General features: G+C 35.9%; 13 protein-coding genes. 11 read left to right on the forward strand and 2 right to left on the reverse strand.

Translation table 11 applies throughout. The features are described 5' to 3' along the window. The first annotated feature begins 126 nt into the window (after positions 1-126). The 5 genes from AC3ITQ_RS14120 (at position 127) to AC3ITQ_RS14140 (ending at position 20299) form a co-directional block, all read left to right on the forward strand. Positions 127-14439 (forward strand): Ig-like domain-containing protein, encoded by a 14313-nt coding sequence (locus tag AC3ITQ_RS14120; protein ID WP_489234825.1) that lies wholly within the window; start codon positions 127-129, stop codon positions 14437-14439. Between the two features lie 46 nt (positions 14440-14485). Further along, complete coding sequence (locus AC3ITQ_RS14125; protein WP_489234826.1) at positions 14486-15418, forward strand: PorP/SprF family type IX secretion system membrane protein; 933 nt, start codon at positions 14486-14488, stop codon at positions 15416-15418. Between the two features lie 11 nt (positions 15419-15429). Beyond that, on the forward strand, positions 15430-17364 hold the full coding sequence (locus AC3ITQ_RS14130; protein ID WP_489234827.1) for an OmpA family protein: 1935 nt from the start codon (positions 15430-15432) through the stop codon (positions 17362-17364). Between the two features lie 246 nt (positions 17365-17610). Continuing rightward, positions 17611-19617, forward strand: a complete 2007-nt coding sequence (ligA, locus tag AC3ITQ_RS14135) for an NAD-dependent DNA ligase LigA (RefSeq protein ID WP_489234828.1) — start codon at positions 17611-17613, stop codon at positions 19615-19617. Beyond that, positions 19604-20299: a lysoplasmalogenase family protein gene (locus AC3ITQ_RS14140; protein WP_489234829.1), complete on the forward strand. Its 696-nt coding sequence runs from the start codon at positions 19604-19606 to the stop codon at positions 20297-20299. The genes ligA and AC3ITQ_RS14140 overlap by 14 nt, the downstream gene beginning before the upstream one ends. On the opposite strand, the gene AC3ITQ_RS14145 is transcribed toward AC3ITQ_RS14140, so the two are convergent. Both AC3ITQ_RS14145 and AC3ITQ_RS14150 read right to left on the reverse strand, forming a co-directional pair. After that, positions 20285-21196, reverse strand: coding sequence for a bifunctional metallophosphatase/5'-nucleotidase (locus AC3ITQ_RS14145; protein ID WP_375033084.1), 912 nt, complete (start codon positions 21194-21196; stop codon positions 20285-20287). The two genes, AC3ITQ_RS14140 and AC3ITQ_RS14145, sit on opposite strands and share 15 nt — an antisense overlap. A 53-nt stretch (positions 21197-21249) precedes the next feature. After that, the gene (locus AC3ITQ_RS14150; protein ID WP_489234830.1) at positions 21250-22029 is read right to left on the reverse strand and encodes a 5'-nucleotidase C-terminal domain-containing protein; all 780 of its coding nucleotides are present in this window, start codon (positions 22027-22029) and stop codon (positions 21250-21252) included. Positions 22030-22075: 46 nt separating this feature from the next. On the opposite strand from AC3ITQ_RS14150, the gene AC3ITQ_RS14155 reads away from it, so the two are divergent. The 6 genes from AC3ITQ_RS14155 to porD all read left to right on the forward strand — a co-directional run bounded on the left by AC3ITQ_RS14155 (position 22076) and on the right by porD (position 26917). After that, on the forward strand, positions 22076-22588 hold the full coding sequence (locus AC3ITQ_RS14155; protein ID WP_489234831.1) for a DUF6913 domain-containing protein: 513 nt from the start codon (positions 22076-22078) through the stop codon (positions 22586-22588). 14 nt (positions 22589-22602) lie between these two features. Beyond that, a complete protein-coding gene (dapA, locus tag AC3ITQ_RS14160; protein ID WP_489234832.1) occupies positions 22603-23490 on the forward strand; it encodes a 4-hydroxy-tetrahydrodipicolinate synthase in 888 nt (295 codons plus the stop codon). 130 nt (positions 23491-23620) lie between these two features. After that, on the forward strand, positions 23621-24415 hold the full coding sequence (locus tag AC3ITQ_RS14165) for an outer membrane protein assembly factor BamD (protein ID WP_489234833.1): 795 nt from the start codon (positions 23621-23623) through the stop codon (positions 24413-24415). Between the two features lie 8 nt (positions 24416-24423). Further along, entirely contained in the window at positions 24424-24741 is a 318-nt protein-coding gene (locus AC3ITQ_RS14170; RefSeq protein WP_007807938.1) for a DNA-directed RNA polymerase subunit omega, read from the forward strand. A gap of 9 nt (positions 24742-24750) precedes the next feature. Further along, a complete protein-coding gene (gene coaBC, locus AC3ITQ_RS14175) occupies positions 24751-25965 on the forward strand; it encodes a bifunctional phosphopantothenoylcysteine decarboxylase/phosphopantothenate--cysteine ligase CoaBC (protein ID WP_489234834.1) in 1215 nt (404 codons plus the stop codon). Positions 25966-26032: 67 nt separating this feature from the next. Continuing rightward, complete coding sequence (gene porD / locus AC3ITQ_RS14180; RefSeq protein WP_375033078.1) at positions 26033-26917, forward strand: type IX secretion system protein PorD; 885 nt, start codon at positions 26033-26035, stop codon at positions 26915-26917. Positions 26918-26921 lie beyond the last annotated feature (4 nt).

The following is a 26921-nucleotide window of genomic DNA, read 5'->3' on the forward strand; positions in this document are numbered from 1 at the left end:
GTAGTAGACAACTGTTATTTTAAATTTCATTTTAAGTAGCTGATTATTAACGTTTTTTAAAATTGCCTAAGTATACGTACTTATCGCAACAGGTATTTTATTGTCCATTTTCTAATCTTCCAAATTATGAAAAAAACTTTTACTTTTTATGATCTCATCGTAAAGAAGAGATTATTGTTTTTGGTATTTTTATTGCTTTTAAGCAGTAAAAACTTTGCACAAACCTTTTGTAGACCAATATCAAATACAAATGGTACTTCAGGTATTTGCATTGCTTCTGTAACGGATCCAACAGCTGCCTATGATAATGACGCGGGCTTAACAACATTTGCGACGCTGAGTACAGTCGTCGGGGTGTTTTGTTCTGTTCAAGAAACTTTGGTTCTCAACCAAACAGCAAAGGCTGGAGATGAAATTGTTTTATATATTGGTAGTGGTGCTGGTTTGCTTAATCTATCATTATTATCTACAGGTACTATTCAGCCTAAACTTAATGGTACAAATTCAGGATCAGCAGTAGCGATAAATAATCCTTTGCTTAATCTGGCATTATTACCAGGAAATACTATTGGAGTATTACGATACACTTTGACTAGTGACACGAACCAGGTTCAAATACAGTTAGGAGGGGCCGTAAGTGCGCTAACTGATTTAAGAATTTACGATGTTCGTTTAGAATTTGCTGCACCAACGGTAACAGGAGGTTTAAATCAAACAATTTGTTCAGGAAGTTCTACCACATTAACTGCAACTCCTGCAGCTGGAACAACTATAGCTTGGTATAGTTCACCAACCTCAACTACAGCTTTAGCTACTACAACTTCGTATACAACTCCAATTTTAACTACAAACACAACTTATTATATAGGTGTTGCGAGAGTAGCTGGTTGCGAGGGAAATGAACGTGTACCAGTTGTTATTAATGTATCAAATCCGTTAGCTCCTGTAATTAGTACAGTTGGTACAGCAGTTTGTTCTTCAGGACCAACTCAGTCGACTACATTATCAGTTTCAAATCCGGTAGCCGGAACTACCTATTCCTGGTTTAGTTTAGCAGCTGGAGGTGTTGCTCTGGCAAGTGGAAACTCTTATTCTCCAATTGTTCCAACAGGGGTTAGTAATTTTTATGTAGAAGCATCTATTGGCGCATGTAAAGCACCAAGCCGAACTCCAGTTACTGTTACCTCTACACCAATTCCTGCACTTGCAACGGTACTGACACAGAGTGTATCTATATTATCAGGACAAAATGCGACTCTAAATGCTTCAACCAGTGAAGCAAATGTTGTTTTGGACTGGTATGATGTCCCTACAGGAGGAACGAGATTATTAGAAAGTTCGAATACTTTTACAACTCCTATTTTAACTGCAACAAAAACGTATTATGTTGAATCACGTAATACTGCAGGTGGTTGTGTAAGTGCAACCAGAGTACCTGTTACAGTGACAGTTTTAGCAACTCCATTAGGAACTTGTTTGGAAGCCAATAGTCAGCAAACAACCCAAAACGGATTGTGTTTATTATGTTCTTCAACAACACCAAACAATTCTGTAGACGGAAATATTGCCACGGCAGCCAGACTTACTCTTCCGGTAGGCTTATTAAACGGATGGATTCAGCAAACTTTGCAATTTAATAATCCTGGAAAAGCAGGTGATATAGTAGATGTTGAATTGGCATTGCCAGGAGGTATTGCCGATGTTTCATTGTTAGGAGCTGTTAGTTTGGCAACATATAACGGAGCAACATACAATAATGATAGAATTTTTACTAATAACCCTTTGGTTACTTTGCAATTACTATCAGGAAATCGCTTTAAAGCCAGTATAGTTGCCGGAGCTAATTTTGATCGTGTTGAAATTAGGCTAGGCGGTGTGGTTGCGGCTTTAACTAGTTTAGATATTTATCAGGCAACATACAGATATAAAGTACCTGTAATTTCTGGAAATAAAACTATTTGTAGTGGAACAACAACTGCTTTGACAGCAACATTGGATGCAGGTGAAACAATCAGATGGTATGATGCTGCAACAGCAGGAACTTTATTGTCCAGTACAGCTTCATATACAACTCCTGTCTTAACAGCTAATACTACTTATTATGTTGAACTTACTCGTAATGGTTGTGTGAATAGTGAAAGAAATCCTGTTGTTATAACTATTACTGACCCCGTATTACCAACTATTAGTAGTGTCGGTACGACGATTTGCTCTTCAGGACCAACTCAGTCGACTACATTGTCAGTTTCAAATCCGGTAGCCGGAACAACCTATTCCTGGTATAATGTACAAACGGGAGGTGTAGCGTTAGCAACTGGAACTACTTATACACCAACTGTACCAACAGGTGTTACCACTTTTTATGTTGAGGCTTCAATTGGAGCATGTAGTTCAGCAACCCGAACTGCAGTTCCTGTTACTTCAACGCCAGTTCCTTCACTTGCAACGGTACTGACACAGAGTGTATCTATATTATCAGGACAAAATGCGACTTTAAATGCTTCAACTAGTGAAGCAAATGTTGTTTTGGACTGGTATGATGTCCCTACAGGAGGAACGAGATTATTAGAAAGTTCGAATACTTTTACGACTCCTATTTTAACTGCAACAAAAACGTATTATGTTGAATCACGTAATACTGCAGGTGGTTGTGTAAGTGCAACCAGAGTACCTGTTACAGTGACAGTTTTAGCAACTCCATTAGGAACTTGTTTGGAAGCCAATAGTCAGCAAACAACCCAAAACGGATTGTGTTTATTATGTTCTTCAACAACACCAAACAATTCTGTAGACGGAAATATAGCTACGGCAGCCAGACTTACTCTTCCGGTAGGCTTATTAAACGGATGGATTCAGCAAACCTTACAATTCAATAATCCTGGCAAAGCAGGAGATATTGTAGATGTTGAATTGGCATTACCAGGTGGTATTGCTGATGTTTCATTGTTAGGAGCTGTTAGTTTGGCAACATATAACGGAGCAACATACAATAATGATAGAATTTTTACTAATAACCCTTTGGTTACTTTGCAATTACTATCAGGAAACCGTTTTAAAGCCAGTATAGTTGCCGGAGCCAATTTTGATCGTGTCGAAATTAGACTAGGAGGTGTGGTAACAGCCTTAACAAGTTTAGATATTTATCAGGCCACTTACAGATATAAAGTACCTGTAATTTCTGGGAACAAAACTATTTGTAGTGGAACAACAACTGCTTTGACAGCAACATTGGATGCAGGTGAAACAATCAGATGGTATGATGCTGCAACAGCAGGAACTTTATTGTCCAGTACAGCTTCATATACAACTCCTGTCTTAACCGCGAGCACTACTTATTATGTTGAACTTACTCGTAATGGTTGTGTAAATAGTGAAAGGAATCCGGTTGTTATAACTATTACTGACCCCGTATTACCAACTATTAGTAGTGTCGGTACGACGATTTGCTCTTCAGGACCAACTCAGTCGACTACATTGTCAGTTTCAAATCCGGTAGCCGGAACAACCTATTCCTGGTATAATGTACAAACGGGAGGTGTAGCGTTAGCAACTGGAACTACTTATACACCAACTGTACCAACAGGTGTTACCACTTTTTATGTTGAGGCTTCAATTGGAGCATGTAGTTCAGCAACCCGAACTGCAGTTCCTGTTACTTCAACGCCAGTTCCTGCACTTGCAACGGTACTGACACAGAGTGTATCTATATTATCAGGACAAAATGCGACTTTAAATGCTTCAACTAGTGAAGCAAATGTTGTTTTGGACTGGTATGATGTCCCTACAGGAGGAACAAAATTACTAGGAGACTCAAATACTTTTACAACTCCTATTTTAACTGCAACAAAAACTTATTATGTTGAATCGCGTAACACTGCTGGAGGTTGTGTAAGCGCCACCAGAGTACCAGTGACAGTAACTGTTATAACTAATCCATTAGGAACTTGTTTAGAAGCCAATAGTCAGCAAACAACCCAAAACGGATTATGTTTACTATGTTCTTCAACAACACCAAACAATTCTGTAGACGGAAATATAGCTACGGCAGCCAGACTTACTCTTCCGGTAGGTTTACTAAACGGATGGATTCAGCAAACCTTACAATTCAATAATCCTGGTAAAGCAGGAGATATTGTAGATGTTGAATTGGAATTACCAGGTGGTATTGCTGATGTTTCATTATTAGGAGCTGTTAGTTTGGCAACTTATAATGGAACAACTTATAATAATGATAGAGTTTCTACAAATAATAATGCGTTGGTTACTTTACAATTGTTATCAGGAGATCGCTTTAAAGCCAGCATAGTTGCCGGAGCCAATTTTGATCGTGTCGAAATTAGATTAGGTGGTACAGTAACAGCTTTAACTAGTTTAGATATTTATCAGGCCACTTACAGATATAAAGCACCTGCAATTTCTGGGAACAAAACTATTTGTAATGGAACAACCACTCTGACAGCCTCTTTAGACGCAGGTGAAACAATCAGATGGTATGATGCTGCAACAGCAGGAACTTTATTGTCCAGTACAGCTTCATATACAACACCTGTCTTAACAGCGAATACTACTTATTATGTTGAACTTATTCGTAATGGTTGTGTGAATAGTGAAAGAAATCCGGTTACTATTACAGTAAGTAATCCTGTGGCACCAGCGACAGTTGTTGCTACGCCCTTAAATGTATGTAGTGGAGGAACGACTACAATAGTTGTACAATCGCCAGTTGTTGGTACCACTTATAATTGGTATGATGCTGCCACTGCTGGAAACTTATTATTTACAGGTACATCTTACACAACACCATCTTTATCAGCTTCTACAACTTATCATGTTGAGGCTGTAATTGGAAGCTGTTCTAGTACAACACGTACACCAGTAACAGTGAATGTAAATCCTCTACCTGCAGCACCAGTTCCTGTATCTTCAAGTGTAATAATTCAGTCAGGTCAGATTGTGACCCTGGCAGTAATAAATAATGCAGGTTTTGAATATAATTGGTATGATGCTCTCGGAAATCTTGTACAATCAAATAGTAGTACCTATACGCCAACTCCGGCTTTAACTGCAAATAAAACGTTTTATGTTGAGGCGACTGATTTGTCCTCGAATTGTACGAGTAGTAATAGAGCTGTAATTAATGTTATAGTTATCACTAATGTTAGTCCTTGTTTAGCTGCTACTTCACAGATAACAACCCAAGGAGGTACAACAAACTGTTTAACTTGTAGCTCTAATTTACCAGGCAATTCTGTAGATGGGTTGAATAATACAGCTGCTACACTTTCAATACCTCTTGGTTTACTAGGGGATTATATTCAACAAGAATTAACCTTTACAACAGCAGGTAAGGCAGGAGATATTATAGATATCGAATTAGGAATTCCTGTTGGGTTACTTGATATTAGTCTGCTTTCTAACATCAGCTTGCAAAGTTTTAATTTAGGTACACCAAATAGTGATCTAAATACTATTAATAATCTCTTAAATGTTCAGTTATTATCAGGAAATCGTTTTAGAGCAAGTTTTATTGCGGCGGGCGATTTCACAAGTATTAAGATTCAATTAAATGGATTGCTCACCGCATTGTCAAGCTTGGATATTTATGGAGCTTCTTATAGATTTCCAAATCCTACAATAACTGGGGCAGCCACACCAATTTGTGTAAACGGCACCGCGACATTATCAGCGTCTTCTACAGGATCAGAAACCTTTACCTGGTATGATGCTCCAACAGGTGGAAACGTAGTAGCTGTTAATCCGACTGGTCCATTGCTAAATACAACGACTTATTATTTAGAATCATCACGCCTTGGATGTGCTAGTAGTTTTCGTCAGCCTGTTACAATTACAGTATTACCTGTTCCTTTAGAGACAGATATAAACATTGCAAGTCCTCAGACAGCATCTTGTGCCGGTGGTATAACATTGGCTCCAACATCTGCTTTGACGGGAGCAAAATTTAAATATTATACAACTCAAAATAAAACACAAGAAATTACTACAGGGACTATAGACGGAGTAAGTTATACTAAAGATGCTACAACAGGTGCTTTAACTATTAGCGGGCTTATTGCTGCAAATGCTCCATATACTTACTATGTTTCAGTAGTTAATGAAGGTAATTGTGAGAATGCAGATAATACTTTAAAAGAAGTAATAGTAAATTATCCTACTGGTTCAGCTTTATCAGTAACAAATCCTTATGCCGCTTGCGGTAAAGCAAACTTGAGAGATGCTATTTCAAATTTTGATACATCAGGAAACACAACTTACACTTTCTTTAATACAGATGGAACTACAATAATGACAGAGCAGGCTGCGGCAAATATTACTGCAGGAGGTACTTATTTCATTCAGGCTCAAACAGCTGGTTCTACTTGTCCATCTGTTAAATTGCCAGTTGTTGTAACAGTAAATCCGTTACCAACATTAACCGGGGTGACAAATTCAATTGCTGTACTAAAAGGATCTCCGGTTAATTTAACCGCTTCATCAAACGGAACAATTGCCTGGTATAATCAGCAAGGTGATCCTGTATCAGCAAATTTAGGAGTTCTTAATACAGTTGGTATTTTTAACTACACAGTAATAGCAACTTTGGGGACGTGTACTACCAGTCAAACAGTAACAATTAGTGTTATTGATCCGGTTGATTGCGATTCTTTACTAGAAAGAGTGTACGCTAATTCTCAATCATCAGATTCAATTATTACAGGAGTAGTAACAAATGGAACTTTAGGAGCTGATGGTGATCCGAGTACTTACTCGACAATAACAACAGGTCTAGGTCTTTTGGGTATTGGAACTACTTGGCAAAATCTGCAATGGCCTGCTACAATTACTAAGGGGACTCCGGTAACCGTTAAATTAGGTTTAGAAAATAGTGTGCTTGCGGTAGGACAAAATATTACAGTTATAGGTACTAAACGAGATGTATCTAATAATCCTGTTGATATTGGAGTTTTACAATCTGTATCAGGATCATTATTAAACTTATTACCAGGCCAAAATTCATTTGAATATACATTTGTTCCTTCTGATGGTTCTGGTCCTCAGGATTATGATGGTATTAGAGTACAACTTGGATCTGTTCTAAGTGTGGCACAAAATGTAAATGTTTATGATGCTTATTACAAAAAACAAGTAACACAGATTACTTGTGGACAAGGTGATATAGAAGATGTTTTCTCAGGTGTAAGAGATTTAGGAATTGGAGCATTAACATCTACAGTGGGTGTATCTAATCCATTTAATGTGGCCGATGGTGACGTTGCTACTTATGCAACAATGTTTACTGGAACAGGAATTCTTGCCGCAGCTGAATTAACTGCAACTTTTAGAACACCTTCTATGGTTGGAGATAGTTTAAGAATTACAATTTCAAAACCAGGCACGCTTTTAACAGTTGGTTTATTGGAGGGATTCACTATTCAGCTTTATTCTGGAAATATAGCAGTTGGTGCGCCAATAGAAAGTGATAATAATTTATTGACATTGAAACTACTTTCTGGTGACACAATGGCAATGACAATTATTTCACCACAAACGCAGCCATATGACAAAGTTGTGATTAGTTTTGGAGGTACAGCTTCTGTATTAGATCAGCTTAGAGTTCACACTATTGATCGTGTAACTAATACTAAAGTTATTGGCAGTGACCCGGATAATAAAATCACGGTCTGTCCCGGACAAGAGTTGAGTCTCGAAGTTGCAACAAAAGCTTGTACTGATTATATCTGGTATGATTCCCCAACAGGAGGAAATCAGGTTGCTAGCGGTCAAACGTTTACACTTCCTGCTACATTAGCTGCAGGGACTTATAAATATTATGTTCAGCCAATTCGTTACGGTTGCCCTGCTTTAGAAAGAGGCGAGGTTACAGTGGAAGTGAGAGCAACAACTCCTTCAACTGCAATTGCAAATGTGACAATTAATGGAGGAAATAATACTATCATTTGTAGCGAAAGCGGCACAGTTACAGTGGATGCAATTTTAAATGCGACACCGATACTTACAAATCCGGTATATCACTGGTATAGTTTTGATGGTACAACTCAAACAGCCCTTAGCGAAGTAACAGCAAAATTGGTATTGACCGGTTTAGCACCAGGCACTTATACGTATTATGTTGGAGTTAGTGCTACAGAATATTGTGAAACTGCGCCCGCAGACAGAAGACCTGTAACATTCACTATTTTGCCAACTTCACTTGAAACTGATGTTGTTGTAGATAACGCTTCTATTTGTCATGACACGGTTGCGACATTGACACCAACAAGTAGCTTAGCAAATCCTGTATTCTTCTGGTATTTAGATGCTAATAAAACTCAACCTATCGTTACAGGTGCAATTGGTGGAGTAAGTTATACAGTTAGTAGTACCGGAGTTTTAACGGCTTCAGGATTAACCACTGCTATGAGCCCGATGGCTTATTATGTAGCAGTTACAAGTGATAATACATGTCAGAATAAAAACGGTGAACTTAAATTAGTTACCGTAACAGTTAATGATCCGGAAACACCAACGACTACTGACTCAACTCAGGATTTCTGTCAGGTTAGTAATCCAACAGTTGCTAATCTTCAGGTAAATGAAGCAAATGTGGTGTGGTATAGTATACCAACTGGAGGGACAGCATTGGTAACAACAACAGCCTTGGCCAATGGTCCTTATTATGCAGGAATTTTAGATCCAATCACTGGTTGCGAAAGTTCAGGCCGATTATTAGTTACAGTAACGGTAACTGATCCAGGTACACCAATTATTACAGATACGACTCAGGAATTCTGTTTGGTAGATGCTCCTACTTTTGCAAGTATTGATGTGAGTCCAGCAACAAATATTGTTTGGTATGATGCGTTAAATGGTGGAAACCTAATTGCATCAACAGCAATATTAACATCAGGAACATATTATGCTGCAATAAAAGATCCAACAACAACTTGCGAAAGTACTGTTAGGTTGGCTATTAATATTAGTGTGACTGATCCAGGAACACCAGTAATTGCAGATACTGCTCAGGAATTCTGTTTGGTAAATGCGCCAACATTTGCAAGTATCGATGTTAGCCCGGCAACAAATATTGTTTGGTATACAGCTTTAACAGGTGGAAGTTTAATTCCGGCAACAACAGCATTAACTTCAGGAACATATTACGCAGCAATAAAAGACCCAACAACGACTTGCGAGAGCAATGTTAGATTGGCTGTTGCAATAAGTGTAACAGATCCTGGCACACCAGTTATTACAGATACCGCTCAGGAATTCTGTTTGGTAAATGCACCTACATTTGCAAGTATAAATGTAAGTCCAGCAGTTGCGGCCAATATTATTTGGTATACAGCTTTGGTAGGTGGAACAGTAATTCCATCAACCACAGCCTTGACAAGCGGAACATATTACGCAGCCATAAAAGATCCAACAACAACTTGCGAAAGCAATGTGAGATTAGCTGTTGCAATTAGCGTAACAGATCCTGGAACTCCGATAATCAATAGAACGACTCAGGAATTCTGTGTGGTAAATGATCCAACATTTGCAAGTATCGATGTTAGCCCGGCAACAAATATTATTTGGTACACCGCGCTTAATGGTGGAAGTTTAATTCCATCGGCAGCAGCATTGACAAGTGGAACATATTACGCAGCCATAAAAGATCCAACAACAACTTGCGAAAGTACTGTTAGGTTGGCTATTAATATTAGTGTGACTGATCCAGGAACACCGGTAATTGCAGATACCGCACAGGAATTCTGTTTATCAAGTGCTCCTACCTTTGCAAGTATTGATGTGAGTCCAGCGGCAAATATAGTTTGGTATACTGCATTAACTGGCGGAACAATTATTCCATCAACCAATGCGCTAACAAGCGGAACTTATTTTGCAGCAATAAAAGATCCGATAACGACTTGCGAAAGTAATGTTAGATTGGCTATTACGATTAGTGTAACTGATCCTGGTACACCAACTTTAGTAACAGCAGGCACACAAAACTTCTGTTTGGCAGATGCACCAACCTTTGCAAGTGTTCAGTTGAATGAGGCCAATATAGTATGGTATGATTCTTTAAGCGGCGGAACTTTGATTCCGGCAACAACGACGTTGACAAGTGGGGTTTATTTTGCAGTAATTAAAGATCCAACAACAGGATGTGAAAGTGCTGCAAGATTATCAGTAACGATTAACGTAACAGATCCTGGTACACCAACATTAGTAACGGCAGGAACGCAAAACTTCTGTTTGGCCGATGCACCAACATTTGCAAGTATTCAATTGAATGAAGCAAATATAGTTTGGTACACAGCTTTAACTGGTGGAACAGTTATTCCATCAACAAATACATTAACAAGCGGAACCTATTTTGCAGTAATCAAAGATCCAACAACAGGATGTGAAAGTGCTGCAAGATTATCAGTAACGATTAGTGTTACTGATCCGGGTACACCAACTTTGGTAACGGCAGGAACTCAAAACTTCTGTCTGGCTGATGCACCAACATTTGCAAGTGTTCAGTTGAATGAAGCAAATATAGTTTGGTACACAGCTTTAACAGGCGGAACCGTTATTCCATCAACTAATACCTTAACAAGCGGAACCTATTTTGCAGTAATCAAAGATCCAACAACAGGATGTGAAAGTGCTGCAAGATTATCAGTAACAATTAGTGTAACTGATCCAGGTACACCAACTTTGGTAACGGCAGGAACTCAAAACTTCTGTCTGGCTGATGCACCAACATTTGCAAGTGTTCAATTGAATGAAGCCAATATAGTTTGGTACACAGCTTTAACAGGCGGAACAGTTATTCCATCAACTAATACACTTACAAGCGGAACCTATTTTGCAGTAATCAAAGATCCAACAACAGGATGTGAAAGTGCTGCAAGATTATCAGTAACGATTAGTGTTACTGATCCGGGTACACCAACTTTGGTAACGGCAGGAACTCAAAACTTCTGTCTGGCTGATGCACCAACATTTGCAAGTGTTCAGTTGAATGAAGCCAATATAGTTTGGTACACAGCTTTAACAGGCGGAACCGTTATTCCATCAACTAATACCTTAACAAGCGGAACCTATTTTGCAGTAATCAAAGATCCAACAACAGGATGTGAAAGTGCTGCAAGATTATCAGTAACGATTAGTGTTACTGATCCAGGTACACCAACTTTAGTAACGGCTGGTACACAAAACTTCTGTTTGGCTGATGCACCAACCTTTGCAAGTGTTCAGTTGAATGAAGCCAATATAGTTTGGTACACAGCTTTAACAGGCGGAACCGTTATTCCATCAACTAATACCTTAACAAGCGGAACCTATTTTGCAGTAATCAAAGATCCAACAACAGGATGTGAAAGTGCTGCAAGATTATCAGTAACGATTAGTGTAACTGATCCGGGTACACCAACTTTGGTATCGGCAGGAACTCAAAACTTCTGTCTGGCAGATGCACCAACCTTTGCAAGTGTTCAGTTGAATGAGGCCAATATAGTTTGGTATACAGCTTTAACCGGTGGAACAGTTATTCCATCAACTAATACACTTACAAGCGGAACTTATTTTGCAGTAATCAAAGATCCAACAACAGGATGTGAAAGTGCTGCAAGATTATCAGTAACGATTAGTGTTACTGATCCAGGTACACCAACTTTGGTAACGGTAGGAACTCAAAACTTCTGTCTGGCTGATGCACCGACCTTTGCAAGTGTTCAGTTGAATGAGGCCAATATAGTTTGGTATACAGCTTTAACAGGTGGAACAGTTATTCCATCAACTAATACACTTACAAGCGGAACCTATTTTGCAGTAATCAAAGATCCAACAACAGGATGTGAAAGCGCTGCAAGATTATCAGTAACGATTAGTGTTACAGATCCGGGTACACCAACTTTAGTAACGGCAGGAACGCAAAACTTCTGTTTGGCTGATGCACCAACATTTGCAAGTGTTCAATTGAATGAAGCCAATATAGTTTGGTACACAGCTTTAACAGGCGGAACCGTTATTCCATCAACTAATACCTTAACAAGCGGAACCTATTTTGCAGTAATCAAAGATCCAACAACAGGATGTGAAAGTGCTGCAAGATTATCAGTAACGATTAGTGTTACTGATCCAGGTACACCAACTTTGGTAACGGCAGGAACTCAAAACTTCTGTCTGGCTGATGCACCAACTTTTGCAAGTGTTCAGTTGAATGAAGCAAATATAGTTTGGTACACAGCTTTAACAGGTGGAACAGTTATCCCATCAACTAATACCTTAACAAGCGGAACCTATTTTGCAGTAATCAAAGATCCAACAACAGGATGTGAAAGTGCTGCAAGATTATCAGTAACGATTAGTGTTACAGATCCGGGTACACCAACTTTGGTAACGGCAGGAACGCAAAACTTCTGTTTGGTTGATGCACCAACATTTGCAAGTGTCCAGTTGAATGAAACCAATATAGTTTGGTACACAGCTTTAACAGGTGGAACAGTTATCCCATCAACTAATACACTTACAAGTGGAACTTATTTTGCAGTAATCAAAGATCCAACAACAGGATGTGAAAGTACTGCAAGATTATCAGTGACTATTAGCGTTACTGATCCTGGTACACCAACAACAACGGCTCCTGTTCAGGCTTTCTGTTCTGAAAATAATCCAACTGTTGCAGATATTCAGGTAAACGAAAGTAATGTTGTTTGGTATACAGCTTTAACAGGTGGAACAGCAATTGCTTCAACTACAGCTTTAGTAAATGGAGATTATTATGCCGCTATAAAAGACGCAACTACAGGTTGTGAAAGTACTATAAGACTAAAAGTAACAGTTACTGTTGGAAGTTCAAATACTCCGACAACTGATAATATAGCTCAGAGCTTTTGTATAAATATTACTCCAACGTTTGCTAATATTCAGGTAAACGAAAGTAATGTGGTTTGGTTTAGTAGTGCTATTGGCGGAACACCGATTCCAGCAACAACACCTTTAACATCTGGTATCTATTTTGGAGAAATTACAGATGCAATAACGGGATGTAAAAGTGCAACCCGCTTACAGGTAACAGTAACTATTGTAAACCCTGCAGCTACGCCAACTACAAATTCTGCCACTCAAAACTTCTGTACATTAAATACACCAACAGTTGCTGATATTCAGGTGAATGAAGCAAATGTAATTTGGTATAGTGCAGCAATCGGTGGAACTGCGTTGCCAGCAACAACAGCTTTGGTCGACGGAACTTATTACGGTGCTGTGTCAAGTACAGTAGGCTGTGAAAATCCAGTAAGATTAGCAGTTGTAGTAGATGTTAGTACCCCTGGTGTCGTAACTACACCAAGAACTACACAAACATTCTGTTTATCTAAATTGCCAACACTTGTTGATATATTAGTAAATGAAACAAATGTAGTTTGGTATTCTTCAGCAACGGGCGGTACACCTTTGGCAGCAAATACACAGCTTACGGCTGGAACATATTATGCCGGTGCTCTTAATAATACAACAAATGGTTGTGCTAGTGCCACAAGACTTGGAATAACAATTAATTTCGAAAATGATGCTTTGGTACAATTAGCATCTACTGATGATACACCTTGTGTTTTCCAGGATGTTACATATTCAATTGCGAATGGAAAATCCAATTATGTATGGTCAGTTTCAAATGGAACAATTACTTCTGGCGGAGGTACTGCAGATGGTTCAGCAACTATTTCATGGTCTGATGTAGGCTCTGGTACTGTAACAGTAACTTATACCAATAACTGTGATGAAACTACAACTAAATCTTTGAATGTTGTTGTAGCTACATGTTCTGATTTAACAATTACGAATACAGTTAATAATCCTAAACCAAATTTTGGTGAGCAGGTGACCTTTACTGTAACAGTGAACAACGTTGGTGAAGGTAATTTTATAAATACTGTTGTAAGCGATTTATTACCTAGTGGTTATGATTTCATAAACGCAAATGCAAGCGGCGGTACATATGATCAGACAACGACACTTTGGACAATTCCAACACTAAATGCTGGTCAAAGTGTAACACTTACGATCGTTGCGGAAGTTTTACCTGGAGGTGATTACTTAAATGTTGCAACTATTGAAATTTCAACTCCTTTAGATGTTGACGCAACAAACAATACTGCTTCAGCTTCTGTTGAGCCTGTTTGTTTAACAGTTTATAACGAGTTTACTCCGAATAATGACGGAACAAATGATCTTTTCAGAATTGACTGTATTGAATCGTATCCAAACAATGAGTTAAAAGTTTATAATAGATATGGTGCATTAGTATACAGTAAACAACATTATGAAAATGATTGGAACGGTACTGCCAATGTATCTGGAGTTATAAATAGAGGAGATATGTTGCCTACAGGTACTTATTTTTATGTGATAGACATTGGAAACGGAACGGTTAAAAAAGGATGGTTATCTATAATGAGATAAGCAGCTATATTAATCATCTAATTAATTAAACTAAATAAGTATCGTTATGAAACTATATATAAAATCATTAGAAACGTATTTCATCATAATATGTTCTTTTATCTCGGTTTGCGTCAGTGCACAGCAAGATCCGGAGTACACACAATATATGTACAACACTATGGCCGTAAACCCAGCTTATGCTGGGTCTACCGGCACTTTAGAAGCAGCTCTTTTGTATCGCTCGCAATGGGTTGGAATTGACGGAGCGCCAGAGACACAATCGTTTACTATTCAGTCACCGCTTAGAAATGAGCAAATAGGTTTAGGATTAAGCATTGTTAATGACAAAATTGGACCATCAAATGAATTATATATTGATGGAAATTTTGCCTATTCTATTCCTCTTGGTTATGAAAAAAGACTGGCATTTGGTCTTAAAGCGGGTATGAGAATGTTAAATGTTGACTGGTCAAAAGGGAGATACTACGATCCAAATGATGTTTTGTTAAATCAGAATATCGACAACCAGGCAAAATTAGCCGTTGGAGCGGGAGTTTATTATTATACTGACAGATGGTATTTAGGGCTTTCTGTTCCGAGTTTTATTCAGAGTAATTATTACGATGATATTCAGGAATCAGTAAACTATGATCGTTTGCATTATTACCTGATGGGAGGTTATGTTTTTGATTTAAATCCAAATTTAAAATTCAAACCCGCATTTTTGGTAAAGGCAGTAAGTGGAGCACCGCTAACTGCAGATATTTCGGCGAATTTTATGATTGCTGAAAAATTTGTAATAGGAGGTTCTTATAGAACAGACGATTCTATAAGCATTCTGGCAGGTTTTCAAATATCTAAAAGTTTCTATATCGGATATGCTTTTGATTACACCGTTAGTGATCTGAACAAATACAACGATGGGTCGCATGAAATTATCTTGCGTTATCAGTTTAACAAAAACGAAAGTAAAATTAAATCTCCTCGATTCTTCTAAAAGTAAAACCTATGAAAAAATTATATATCCTAAGTTTAGTTTTGAGTTTTACGTTTAGTTTTGCTCAGACTAATTTAAAAAAGGCAGATGCTCTGTTTAGAAATTATGCTTACGCTGATGCTTCAAAAGCCTACGAAGAAATTTTGCAGAACATTAAAAGCCCGACAGCACAAACTTTAAAGAATGCTGCCGACTCCTATTATTTTATTTCAGATGCCAGAAATGCCTTAAAGTGGTATAAAAAACTATATGAGGTACAAGGCAATAATTTAACAGATATCTACTACTTGCGTTACATTCAGTGTTTAAAAGGTGTTATGGATTATGACGAAGCAGATAAAATGACAAAAGAGTATCTTTCTAAAAAAGGAGATCAGAATGAAATAAACAGATACGTGGCTCAAAAAAAGCAGATGGATAGTTTGTCAAAAGCAAAATCTCTTTATGCAATTAAAAATCTGGATATTAATACAAGTAAATCTGATTTTGGGGCTACTTTCTTTCAGGATCGGGTAGTATTTACTTCTGCAAGGGATACAACAAAGTTTAGCGAAAAATTGTATACATGGAACAATCAGCCTTTTTTAAATTTGTATACCGCTGAAAGAAACCCTGCAGATGGAAGTTTGTTTAACGAAACAGTATTCCTTCCAAATGTGATGACTAAATATCATGAAGCCACAGCCTCTTTTGATTCGACGGGAAAAATAATCTATTATTCGACAAACATCGTTAAAAAGAATAAATTGGTTATCGATGAAACCAAAACGAATAATTTTCAAATTATTAAAGGCGATATTGTAAATAATAAACTAGAGAATCCTCAAAAGGTTTTCTTTGACAGTGATGAATATTCGGTCGGACATCCTTCTTTAAGTGAAGACGGACAATGGCTTTTTTTCGCATCAGATATGCCGGGAGGTATTGGGGAAACCGATTTGTATTACGTGAAAATTGCTGCCGACGGAACAATGAGTTCCCCTGTTAACCTTGGATCAAAGATTAATACAATTGGTAATGATCTTTTTCCCTATTTCCGCAACGGAAAACTCTATTTTTCTTCTGATGGACATTACGGTTATGGCGATTTGGATGTTTACGAAAGTTCACTTTTAGCCGATGGTAACTTTTCAACTCCTGTAAACTTAGGTCCTCCAATTAATAGTAATAAAGATGATTTTGCTTTCATAATTGACAGTCAGGAGAATTATGGTTATGTTTCTTCCAACAGGGCAGAAGGAAAAGGAGATGATGATATTTATTCCTTTACCAAAGGGAAACCTGTTTGCAACCAAAGCATCTCCGGTATGGCAACAGACCGCAAAACAAAATTACCGCTTGTTGATGTTTCTATTATGGCGTACAACTCTTATAGTGAAGTTCTTGGTGAAACCAAAACAAATTATGAAGGTAAATATGCTATTGAAGTTCCGTGTGGAAAATTAGTTAAAATGATCGCCGCAAAACCAAATTATAGCAGCGATGATAAAACAGTAGAAACTACCAACGAAAACGGAGGGGAGATTAAGGATGTTAATTTCGAATTGAGCAATTATGATGATTTAGTTGTTAAGAAAAAAGGAGTTGAAAAAGTAGATGTTAACCCAATATATTTTGACTACGACAAATATGATATCACACCGCTTGCAATTGAAGAGTTAACAAAAGTGGTTTTTATTATGAAAAAATTTCCAAACATCAGAATCAAGATTGAATCGCATACTGATTCCCGCGGAAAAGATTCGTATAACCTGAAACTTTCTGATAACAGGGCTAAGTCAACAAGAGATTATATTGTTTCACAGGATATTGATCCGTCAAGAATTGAAAGTGCAATTGGCTATGGGGAAAGCCGACTGATTAATAAATGTAAAAATGGAGTAAAATGTACAGAAGAAGAACATTTGTTAAATAGACGTTCTGACTTTATCATTATCCAAAAATAGTTTTATATTTGTGATCTAATTATTTGATAATCAGTAACAAAGTATGGAACGAAGAAACCATTTGGAAGTTGGTTTTGTTTAATTCTTTTTTAAGAATAGTGGACAAGAAGAAAATCAAGTTGCATCTTTTTGCAACTTGATTTTTGATTTTTTAAAACTTTTGTTTTTTGATGTTTTTCAGCGAAAATAATTCTAATTTTGATATTCAGTTATTCAACATTACAATCCGCATCATTTTAATATTTTATGAGTATTCAAGAAACAATTCAGGCTTTACGCGAAGAACTTAATCAGCACAACTACAATTATTATGTGCTAGATAATGCCACAATTTCAGATTATGATTTCGATATTAAGTTAAAACAGCTTCAGGATCTGGAAGAAAAAAATCCTGAGTTTTTTGATGAACATTCTCCTACGCAACGTGTAGGTGGAGCTGTTACCAAGAATTTTAAAACTATTGCCCATCAATATCGTATGTATTCTTTGGATAATTCTTACTCCAAAGAAGATCTATTGGATTGGGAAAACCGAATTCAGAAAGTTTTAGGGAATGTTAAATTAGAGTACACCTGCGAATTAAAGTATGATGGTGCTTCTATTAGTATTACTTATGAAAATGGAAAACTAACTCAGGCATTAACCAGAGGAGATGGATTCCAGGGAGATGAGGTTACAAATAATATCAAAACGATAAAATCGATTCCATTAAAGCTAAAAGGAAATTATCCGGATAAATTTGATATCCGTGGTGAAATTATTCTGCCTTTAAAAGGTTTCGAAAAAATGAATCAGGAATTAATTGAGATTGGAGAAACACCATATTCAAATCCTAGAAATACGGCTTCTGGAAGTTTAAAATTACAAGACAGTGCTGAGGTTGCAAAACGTCCATTAGAATGTTTATTATATTCTGTAACAAGTGGTAAATTACCTTTTTCGTCTCAAATAGAAGGATTAGAGTCTGCTAGAAATTGGGGATTTAAGGTTCCAAATGAAGCGAAACTTGTTAAAAATATGCAGGAAGTTTTTGACTTCATTGATTATTGGGATGTTCATCGCCATAAATTGCCATATGAAACAGATGGTGTAGTTATTAAAGTAAACAGTATTCAGCATCAGCAAGAATTAGGATATACTGCAAAATCACCACGTTGGGCGATTGCCTATAAATTTAAGTCAGAACAGGTTTCGACTAAATTAAAATCAATTTCGTATCAGGTAGGACGTACGGGAGCAATTACTCCGGTTGCAAATCTGGAACCGGTACAATTAGCCGGAACGATCGTAAAAAGAGCTTCCTTGCACAATGCAGATCAAATTGAGAAGTTAGATATCAGAATAAACGATACTGTTTTTGTTGAAAAAGGAGGAGAAATTATTCCAAAAATTATTGCTGTCGATCTAGAACAGCGTCCTGAAAATTCAGTAAAAACAGAATATATAACCCATTGCCCGGAATGTCAGACAGAACTAGTTCGTTCAGAAGGTGAAGCAAACCATTATTGCCCGAATTTCTATGGCTGTCCTCCTCAGATTATTGGACGAATCCAACACTATATTTCAAGAAAAGCAATGGATATTGAAGGTCTTGGAGGTGAAACAGTTGCATTATTATTCAACAACGGTTTAGTTCATAATTATGCTGATTTATATGAATTAAAGGTTGAAGATATCTTACCTTTAGAAAGGATGGCACAAAAATCAGCTGAGAATCTGGTAAATGGCGTTGCGAAATCAAAAGAGATTCCATTTGAAAGTGTTTTGTTTGCACTGGGAATTCGTTTTGTTGGAGAAACAGTTGCTAAAAAACTAGCGAAGCATTATAAAAATATTGATGCACTAAGTCAGGCATCCTTAATGGAACTAATTTTAGTTGATGAAATTGGAGAACGAATTGCAAAAAGTGTAATTGAGTTTTTTGAGAATGAAGAAAATCAAAAAATAATTGAACGCCTAAAAAGTTATGGAGTTCAATTTGAAATAGTAGAAAAAATCAATCCCAATGCTACAGAAAAATTCATCGGAAAAACTTTTGTTGTGTCAGGAGTATTTGCTCAGTTTTCGAGAGATGAATTAAAGAAAACAATTGAAGATAATGGAGGGAAAGTTGGAAGCTCCATTTCTGCAAAAACTGATTTTGTGGTCGCAGGAGATAATATGGGGCCTGCCAAATTAGAAAAAGCGAATAAATTAAATATTCCGATATTATCTGAGGAAGATTTTATAACTAAACTGAATGAAAGCGAATAAACCGTCGTTGATTTTGTATTTTCTGGCGTTGCTGCTGACCATTATTTTTGATTGGACAGAGCAGGATTTTCTGGCAATCTATGCAAAAGCAGTAGTATTGCCAGCAATATTCTTTTATTTTTTTATAAGCAATGAATCTAAGTTAGGAAAGACAGAAGCCTTTATATTTCTATTTTGTTTTGTAGGTCAGGTATTTGATTTGATGGATGTTGAGGTTTCTGAAATTGGTGCAGTTTTAAGTTTTTTGGTAGTTTATCTGCTTCTCTTAAAAATTTTCATAGTAGAGCGAGAGAAAGTTAAATTAAGTAAAAAAGACATTCTGCCGGTATCAATAGTAGTAATTTTTATAGTTTATTTGCTCGTTTCGGTTTTAAGTCTGCAGTCAGATAATATGAAAAAGTACAATGCACTCTATACTATTTACGGTATTGTTCTTAGTATTATGAGTTATTTCTGTTTTGTGCGTTATATCGTAAAAGGTACACATATTGCCCTAATAATGTCTTTAATGGCAGTTTGTTATATATTTTCAGATATATTTTATATTTTCAATGAATACTTTTCGCACTCTGTCGTGCTGGTTTTGATTCGTGATGTAACACAAATTCTAGCCTACTATTTTATGGCCGAATATTTTCTCGAAAGATCAAAAGGGCAAAGAAAAGTATTATACAATGATTGATTTTCCCTGATTGGTGTGAGCTTTATTTTTGTCAAAATAAAAATCGATACGGCCTAAGTTTATTCCATAACAACCAACCTGATTAACCAATACATTTTCGCCGGCCTTATTTTTCACAATAGTTGGTTTGTCCAAAAACGTATGCGTATGCCCACCAATAATTAAATCAATATCTTGTGTTAATTCAGCCAATTTCAAATCACAAATTTTAGATTCGTCATTTTTATAATTATAGCCTAAGTGAGAAAGACAAACTACTAGATCGCATTTCTCTTCCTTTTTTAGTCTTTGCGTCATATCTTGTGCAATTTCTACAGGATCATTATAGACGGTTTCTTTGTACATTTTCTTGTCAACCAAACCATCAAGTTCAATTCCTAACCCAAAAACGCCAACTTTAATTCCGTTTTTATTGAAGATTTTATAAGGTTTTACAAGGCCATTCATTACGGTATTTTTAAAATCATAATTTGAATTGATAAATTCAAAAGTGGCATGAGGCATTTGTGCATGCAAACCATCAAGACCATTGTCAAAATCATGATTTCCTATGGTAGACGCATCGTATTTCATCATACTCATTAGCTTAAATTCAAGCTCGCCGCCGTAATAATTAAAATACGGAGTTCCCTGAAAAATATCACCTGCATCTAACAGAAGTACATTTGGATTTTCCTTACGGATAGTTTCTATAAGAGCTGCTCTTCGAGACACACCGCCTTTATTTGCATTACGAGGATCATCAGCCGGAAAAGGATCTATGTGGCTGTGAACATCATTAGTGTGTAAAATAGTTAAGTGCTTAATATCGTTAGATTCAAAACTGCTTAATGACAAACCTAAGCTCAATAGGGCAGTACTTGCGGCTGTTTTCTCGATAAATTCTCTTCTTTTCATTGTATGTTTTTTTTGCGTAAGCGCAGTAATTTTAATTTTTGTCTCGTAATGTTTTATTCAACTGTAATTCGAACATCATTTTTAACCGGAATAGTATCAACTTCTTTAAAATAATCAATTAACACGTTTCTGATTTTGTAATTGAGGTCAAATTTAGCAGTAGCTTTTAGAAAGAAACTCATGTTATCACCGCCATTGGCCAAATAATCATTTGTAACCACATAATAAGTTTTACTAACATCAATAGGTTTTCCCTGAATCAGAATGTTTTTCGCTGTATTTTCTTTTGATATCGTAAAAGTCATTCCGGCTAGAGGTTGTGGTTTTTTCTCCTTAATAATATAGCTGGCAATTTCAAGAATTTGATTACCGCTTAATGCAAGAACAATCAAACTGTTTTCAAAAGGCATAATTTCATAAGCTGTTCTCGTCGTTACATTTCCTTTTGGTAATATAGCACGGATTCCTCCATGATTCAATAAACATAAATCGATGTCTTTCTTCTCACGCGCCTTAAAAACTAAATTCCCCCTTTGTAAACAAACATCGGCCATTAAACTTCCAATGGTAGTTTGCCATTTTCCGGTGCTTTTATCCAAAGTTTCTGGACAATAAGCCAAAATACTGTCTAAATCCTTATTAATATGATCGCGATATGGTTTGATGAAGTTTTCAATTTCAGGAGTTTCATTTGCTTTTTCTGTTACCGGAAGCTGTTTTCCTTCTATCTTCGTTAGATTATAATTTTTCTGACTGCAGGAAAATATAAAAAAAAGTGTTAAGAATATAACAAAAAGTTTTAAAAATCCGTTATACTTTTTTAGTTTTACCATCTTAAATGCGACTTAAATAATTAATTTTGTAATTGGTAAAAATACTATGTTTTTAAATTATATAAAGGAATTTTTTGTAAAAAAATCATTAAAAAATAACCTGCATATTGTAAAAAACGAAGTGTTTACTAGTAATGTGCAAACAATTGGTCTGCTGATAGATGAAAGTGAATTTCGTCATTCAAAGGAATTGGTTAAAGAACTGATCCTACAAGGGATTGTCTCTGAAAACATAAAAATTGTTGCATATAGAGGTAAATTAAAAAAGGAAAAAACATATTCGAGACCTACTTTTGGTAAAAAACAGATCAATTGGAAGGGAGAGTTTACTGAAGAATTTCTAAGTGAATTTACTGATTCAGAATTTGACCTTTTGATTAGTTACTATGAAATCGAAAAACCGATTTTAATGATGACAACAAGTAAATCAAAAGCGAAGTTTAAGGTAGGATTTTCTTCGGTCGATAAAACATTAAATCGATGGATGATTGATACCGAAATGGAAAATTATAAACTATTCGTTTCCGAATTGTTTAAGTATTTAAAAAGTATAAAATAAATTATAAATAGAATATGCAATCATTAATAGGAACTGGTGTTGCGCTTGTAACTCCATTTAAAAAAGACTTTTCAGTTGATATCGAAGCTTTACAACGCATCGTTAATTTTTCGATTGATGGAGGAGTTGAATATCTTGTTGTTATGGGAACAACAGCTGAAAACGCTACCTTAACACAAGCCGAGAAAGAATTAGTTATAAAAACAGTAATTGATACTAACAAGGGAAGATTGCCTTTAGTTCTTGGTGTTGGTGGTAATAATACAATGCAGATTGTTGAGGAATTAAAGACGGGAGATTTTTCTGCTTTTGAGGCTATCCTTTCTGTTTCTCCCTATTATAATAAACCAACGCAGGAAGGAATTTATCAGCATTTTAAAGCTATTTCTGAAGCTTCACCAATTCCGGTAATTTTATACAATGTTCCTGGCAGAACATCTAGCAATATGCTGCCTGCAACGGTAGTTCGTCTGGCTAATGATTTTAGTAATGTTGTAGCAATAAAAGAAGCTGCCGGCGATATGGCTCAGGCTATGCAATTAATAAAAAATGCACCAAAAGATTTTCTTGTGATTTCTGGCGATGACATGATCGCTTTACCAATTGTTTTAGCTGGTGGAGCTGGGGTGATCTCAGTTATTGGACAGGGATTTCCAAAAGAATTTTCAGAAATGATCCGTTTGGGTCTGAATAAAAAAGTAAGTGAAGCTTTTAAAACGCAGTACTTTTTATCAGATTGTATTGATATGATTTTTGAACAAGGAAACCCAGCTGGAATCAAACAAGTGTTTCAAGCCCTTGGTATTGCTGATAATACAGTGCGTTTACCTTTGGTAGCTGTTGATGATTCATTGGCAGAAAGATTAAACAAATTTGTTAAAAGCAGTATTAAAGTAGAGTAAATTTGCCGGTATTTTATTATACCAAAAAATATTTTGTAGTAGCTAAATTAATAACTAAATTTGCCACCGGAACTTCGGTGTGATTTTGCTTTGGCATAATTGTCTAAGAAATCATAATAAAAGTAAGAAAATGAAAAAAATAGTATCTCTATTAATTGTTGTTGTCCTTTTTTGTTCTTGTAGTGATTACCAAAAAGCTTTGAAAAATGAAGATGTTGCGGCAAAATTTGAAATGGCAACAAAAATGTATGACGCTGGAAAGTACAATAAAGCAATTCGACTTTTTGAACAATTAGCACCATCATATAGAGGTAAACCTCAGGCTGAAAAACTTTTTTATATGTTTTCACAATCCTATTACAAAACAAAACAATATTATTTAGCTGGTTATCAGTTTGAAAGTTTTGTTTCAGGCTATCCTCGTAGTGAAAAAGTACAAGAAGCTGCGTTTTTAGGTGCATATAGTTATTCAAAATTAGCTCCGGTTTATAGTTTAGACCAGACTGATACAGTAAAAGCTTTAGAGAAATTACAAGCGTTTATTGATAATTATCCAAATTCAGAATACATTGCTCAGGCTAACGAAGCGGTGAAAATTTTGAATGGTAAATTAGAGAAAAAGGCATATGAAAATGCTAAAGGATATAATACTATTTCAGATTACAAATCTGCATTAATAGCTTTTGATAATTTTATTGCTGATTTCCCCGGAACACCTTTTAAAGAAGATGCATTGTTCTACAAATACGATTCGGCATATAAATTAGCGATAAACAGTATTCCTTCAAAAATGGAAGAGCGTTTAAATGTAGCTAAAGTGGCTTATAATAACTTATTAAAGTTCAAAAGCGACACAAAATATAAAAAAGAGGCAGACGAAATGTACGCCAGAGTTGAAACAGATTTACAAAAATTTACTAAATAAATAAAGTCATGGATTTAAAAAAGACGAATGCTCCTGTAAATACAATAACATATAATAAAACTGTTATTGAAGAGCCAACAGGAAATGTGTATGAAGCAATTACCATTATGGCTAAAAGAGCAAATCAAATTAATTCTGAAATAAAAAAGGAATTAACTGAGAAATTAGAAGAGTTTGCTACTTATAATGACAGTCTTGAAGAAGTTTTTGAAAATAAAGAACAAATTGAAGTTTCTAAATTTTACGAAAAATTACCAAAACCACACGCTTTAGCTGTTCAGGAATGGTTAGACGGAAAAACTTACCACAGAGGTTCAAACAAATAATATAGTATAATGTCAGTTTTAAACGGGAAGAAAATTTTACTAGGAGTTTCTGGTGGAATTGCAGCCTATAAAACAGCCTCATTAGTACGACTCTTTATAAAAGCAGGTGCACATATCCAAGTGATAATGACACCTGCTTCTAAGGATTTTGTAACTCCACTTACGTTATCAACGTTATCAAAAAATCCTGTACACTCTACTTTTTTTAATCAGGATGATGAAGATGCGGTTTGGAACAATCATGTTGAATTAGGTCTTTGGGCTGATTTAATGTTAATTGCTCCGGCAACTGCTAATACATTATCTAAGATGGCTACAGGAAACTGTGATAATCTTCTTATAGCAACTTATTTATCAGCTAAATGTCCTGTTTATTTTGCTCCCGCAATGGATTTGGACATGTATAAACATCCTTCAACTTTATCTAGTTTTGCAGCCTTAAAGCAGTTTGGAAACGTAATGATTCCGGCAGAAAGTGGTGAGCTTGCCAGCGGTTTGTCAGGAGAAGGAAGAATGGCTGAACCGGAAAATATTATTGCTTTTCTTGAAGCCGATTTAGAAAGTAAATTACCACTTAAAGGAAAAAAAATACTTATTACTGCGGGACCAACATACGAAGCGATAGATCCTGTGCGTTTTATCGGAAACCATTCCTCTGGGAAAATGGGTTTTGATATAGCTAATGAAGCTGCAAAATTAGGTGCACAAGTAATTTTAGTTGCGGGTCCAACCCATTTTAAAGTAAAAAATAGTTTAATTGAAGTTGTTAATGTAGTTTCGGCCCAGGAAATGTACGACGCATGTCATTCTTGTTATAATCAGGTTGATGTTGCTATTGCGGCAGCGGCGGTTGCTGATTATAGGCCTAAAGTTGTTGCTTCTCAGAAAATTAAAAAGGCTGCAGATGAATTCATAATTGAGCTTGAAAAGACAAAAGATATTTTAGCATCTTTGGGAGCAATTAAAAAAGAGCAGCTTTTAATTGGATTTGCTTTGGAAACTGAAAATGAAATTGAAAATGCTAAGCTGAAAATTCAGAAAAAAAACTTAGATTTGATTGTTCTTAATTCTTTACAAGATGAAGGGGCAGGTTTTAAAAAAGAAACCAATAAAGTTACTTTTATTGATAAGGATTTTAAAATTGAACCAATGGAATTAAAATCAAAAGAATCAGTTGCAGTTGATATTTTAAATAAGGTGATTTCGCATTTTGCAAAATTGTAATTATTTTAAGGTCTCAGAATAAGTATTAGTGTTTTTATATTTACGCCAAGTCAAATAGTATTTTTCTATGAAAAAAATAGTTACTCTTTTAGTATTTTTAATTTTTGGCTTGACACAAGCACAACAGCTAAATTGTACCGTAACTATTAATACTGAAAGGCTGCCAAATCCTAACCAACAGGTTTTTAAAACACTCCAGACATCCTTATCTGAATTTGTAAATAAAACAGATTGGACAGGGTCGGTGCTAAAACAAAATGAACGTATCAATTGTTCAATGTATATCACCTTGTCATCAAATAATTCTGACCAGTTTTCCGGAACAATTCAGGTACAATCTTCCAGATTGATTTTTAATTCAACTTATTCGTCACCTATATTCAATTTTAACGACAAAGATTTTAGTTTTCGTTACACGGAATATGAGCCTTTGTTGTTTAATCCTACCACTTTTGAGTCAAATTTAGTATCTGTTGTTTCTTTTTACAGTTATTTAATTTTAGGTATGGATGCAGATTCGTTTCAAATGGGAGCTGGAAATCAATATCTTGAAACGGCTCAAAACATTGCAAATGTTGCACAGCAAGGCGGATATAAGGGATGGAGTCAAGCCGATGGAATTCAGAATCGTTATTATTTAATAACAGATATGATTTCGCCAATGTATAGTGATTTGCGTCAGGTTACCTTTTTGTATCATAGTGGTTTAGATAAGATGAGCGACGATTTAAAAGGTGCAAAAGAAAGAATTAAATCTTCAATACTACTTATAGGGAAATTTAACTCGGTTAAACCAAATGCCTTTTTAACTCGGGTATTTTTTGATGCAAAATCAGATGAGATTGTTTCTATCTTTTCAGGTGGCCCAAGTATTACAGTGACTGATTTGTCTGATGTTTTGAATAAAGTGTCGCCTCTGAATTCTACCAAATGGTCGCAAATTAAATATTAATTGA

It is taken from the genome of Flavobacterium sp. KH_001, from assembly GCF_057840745.1.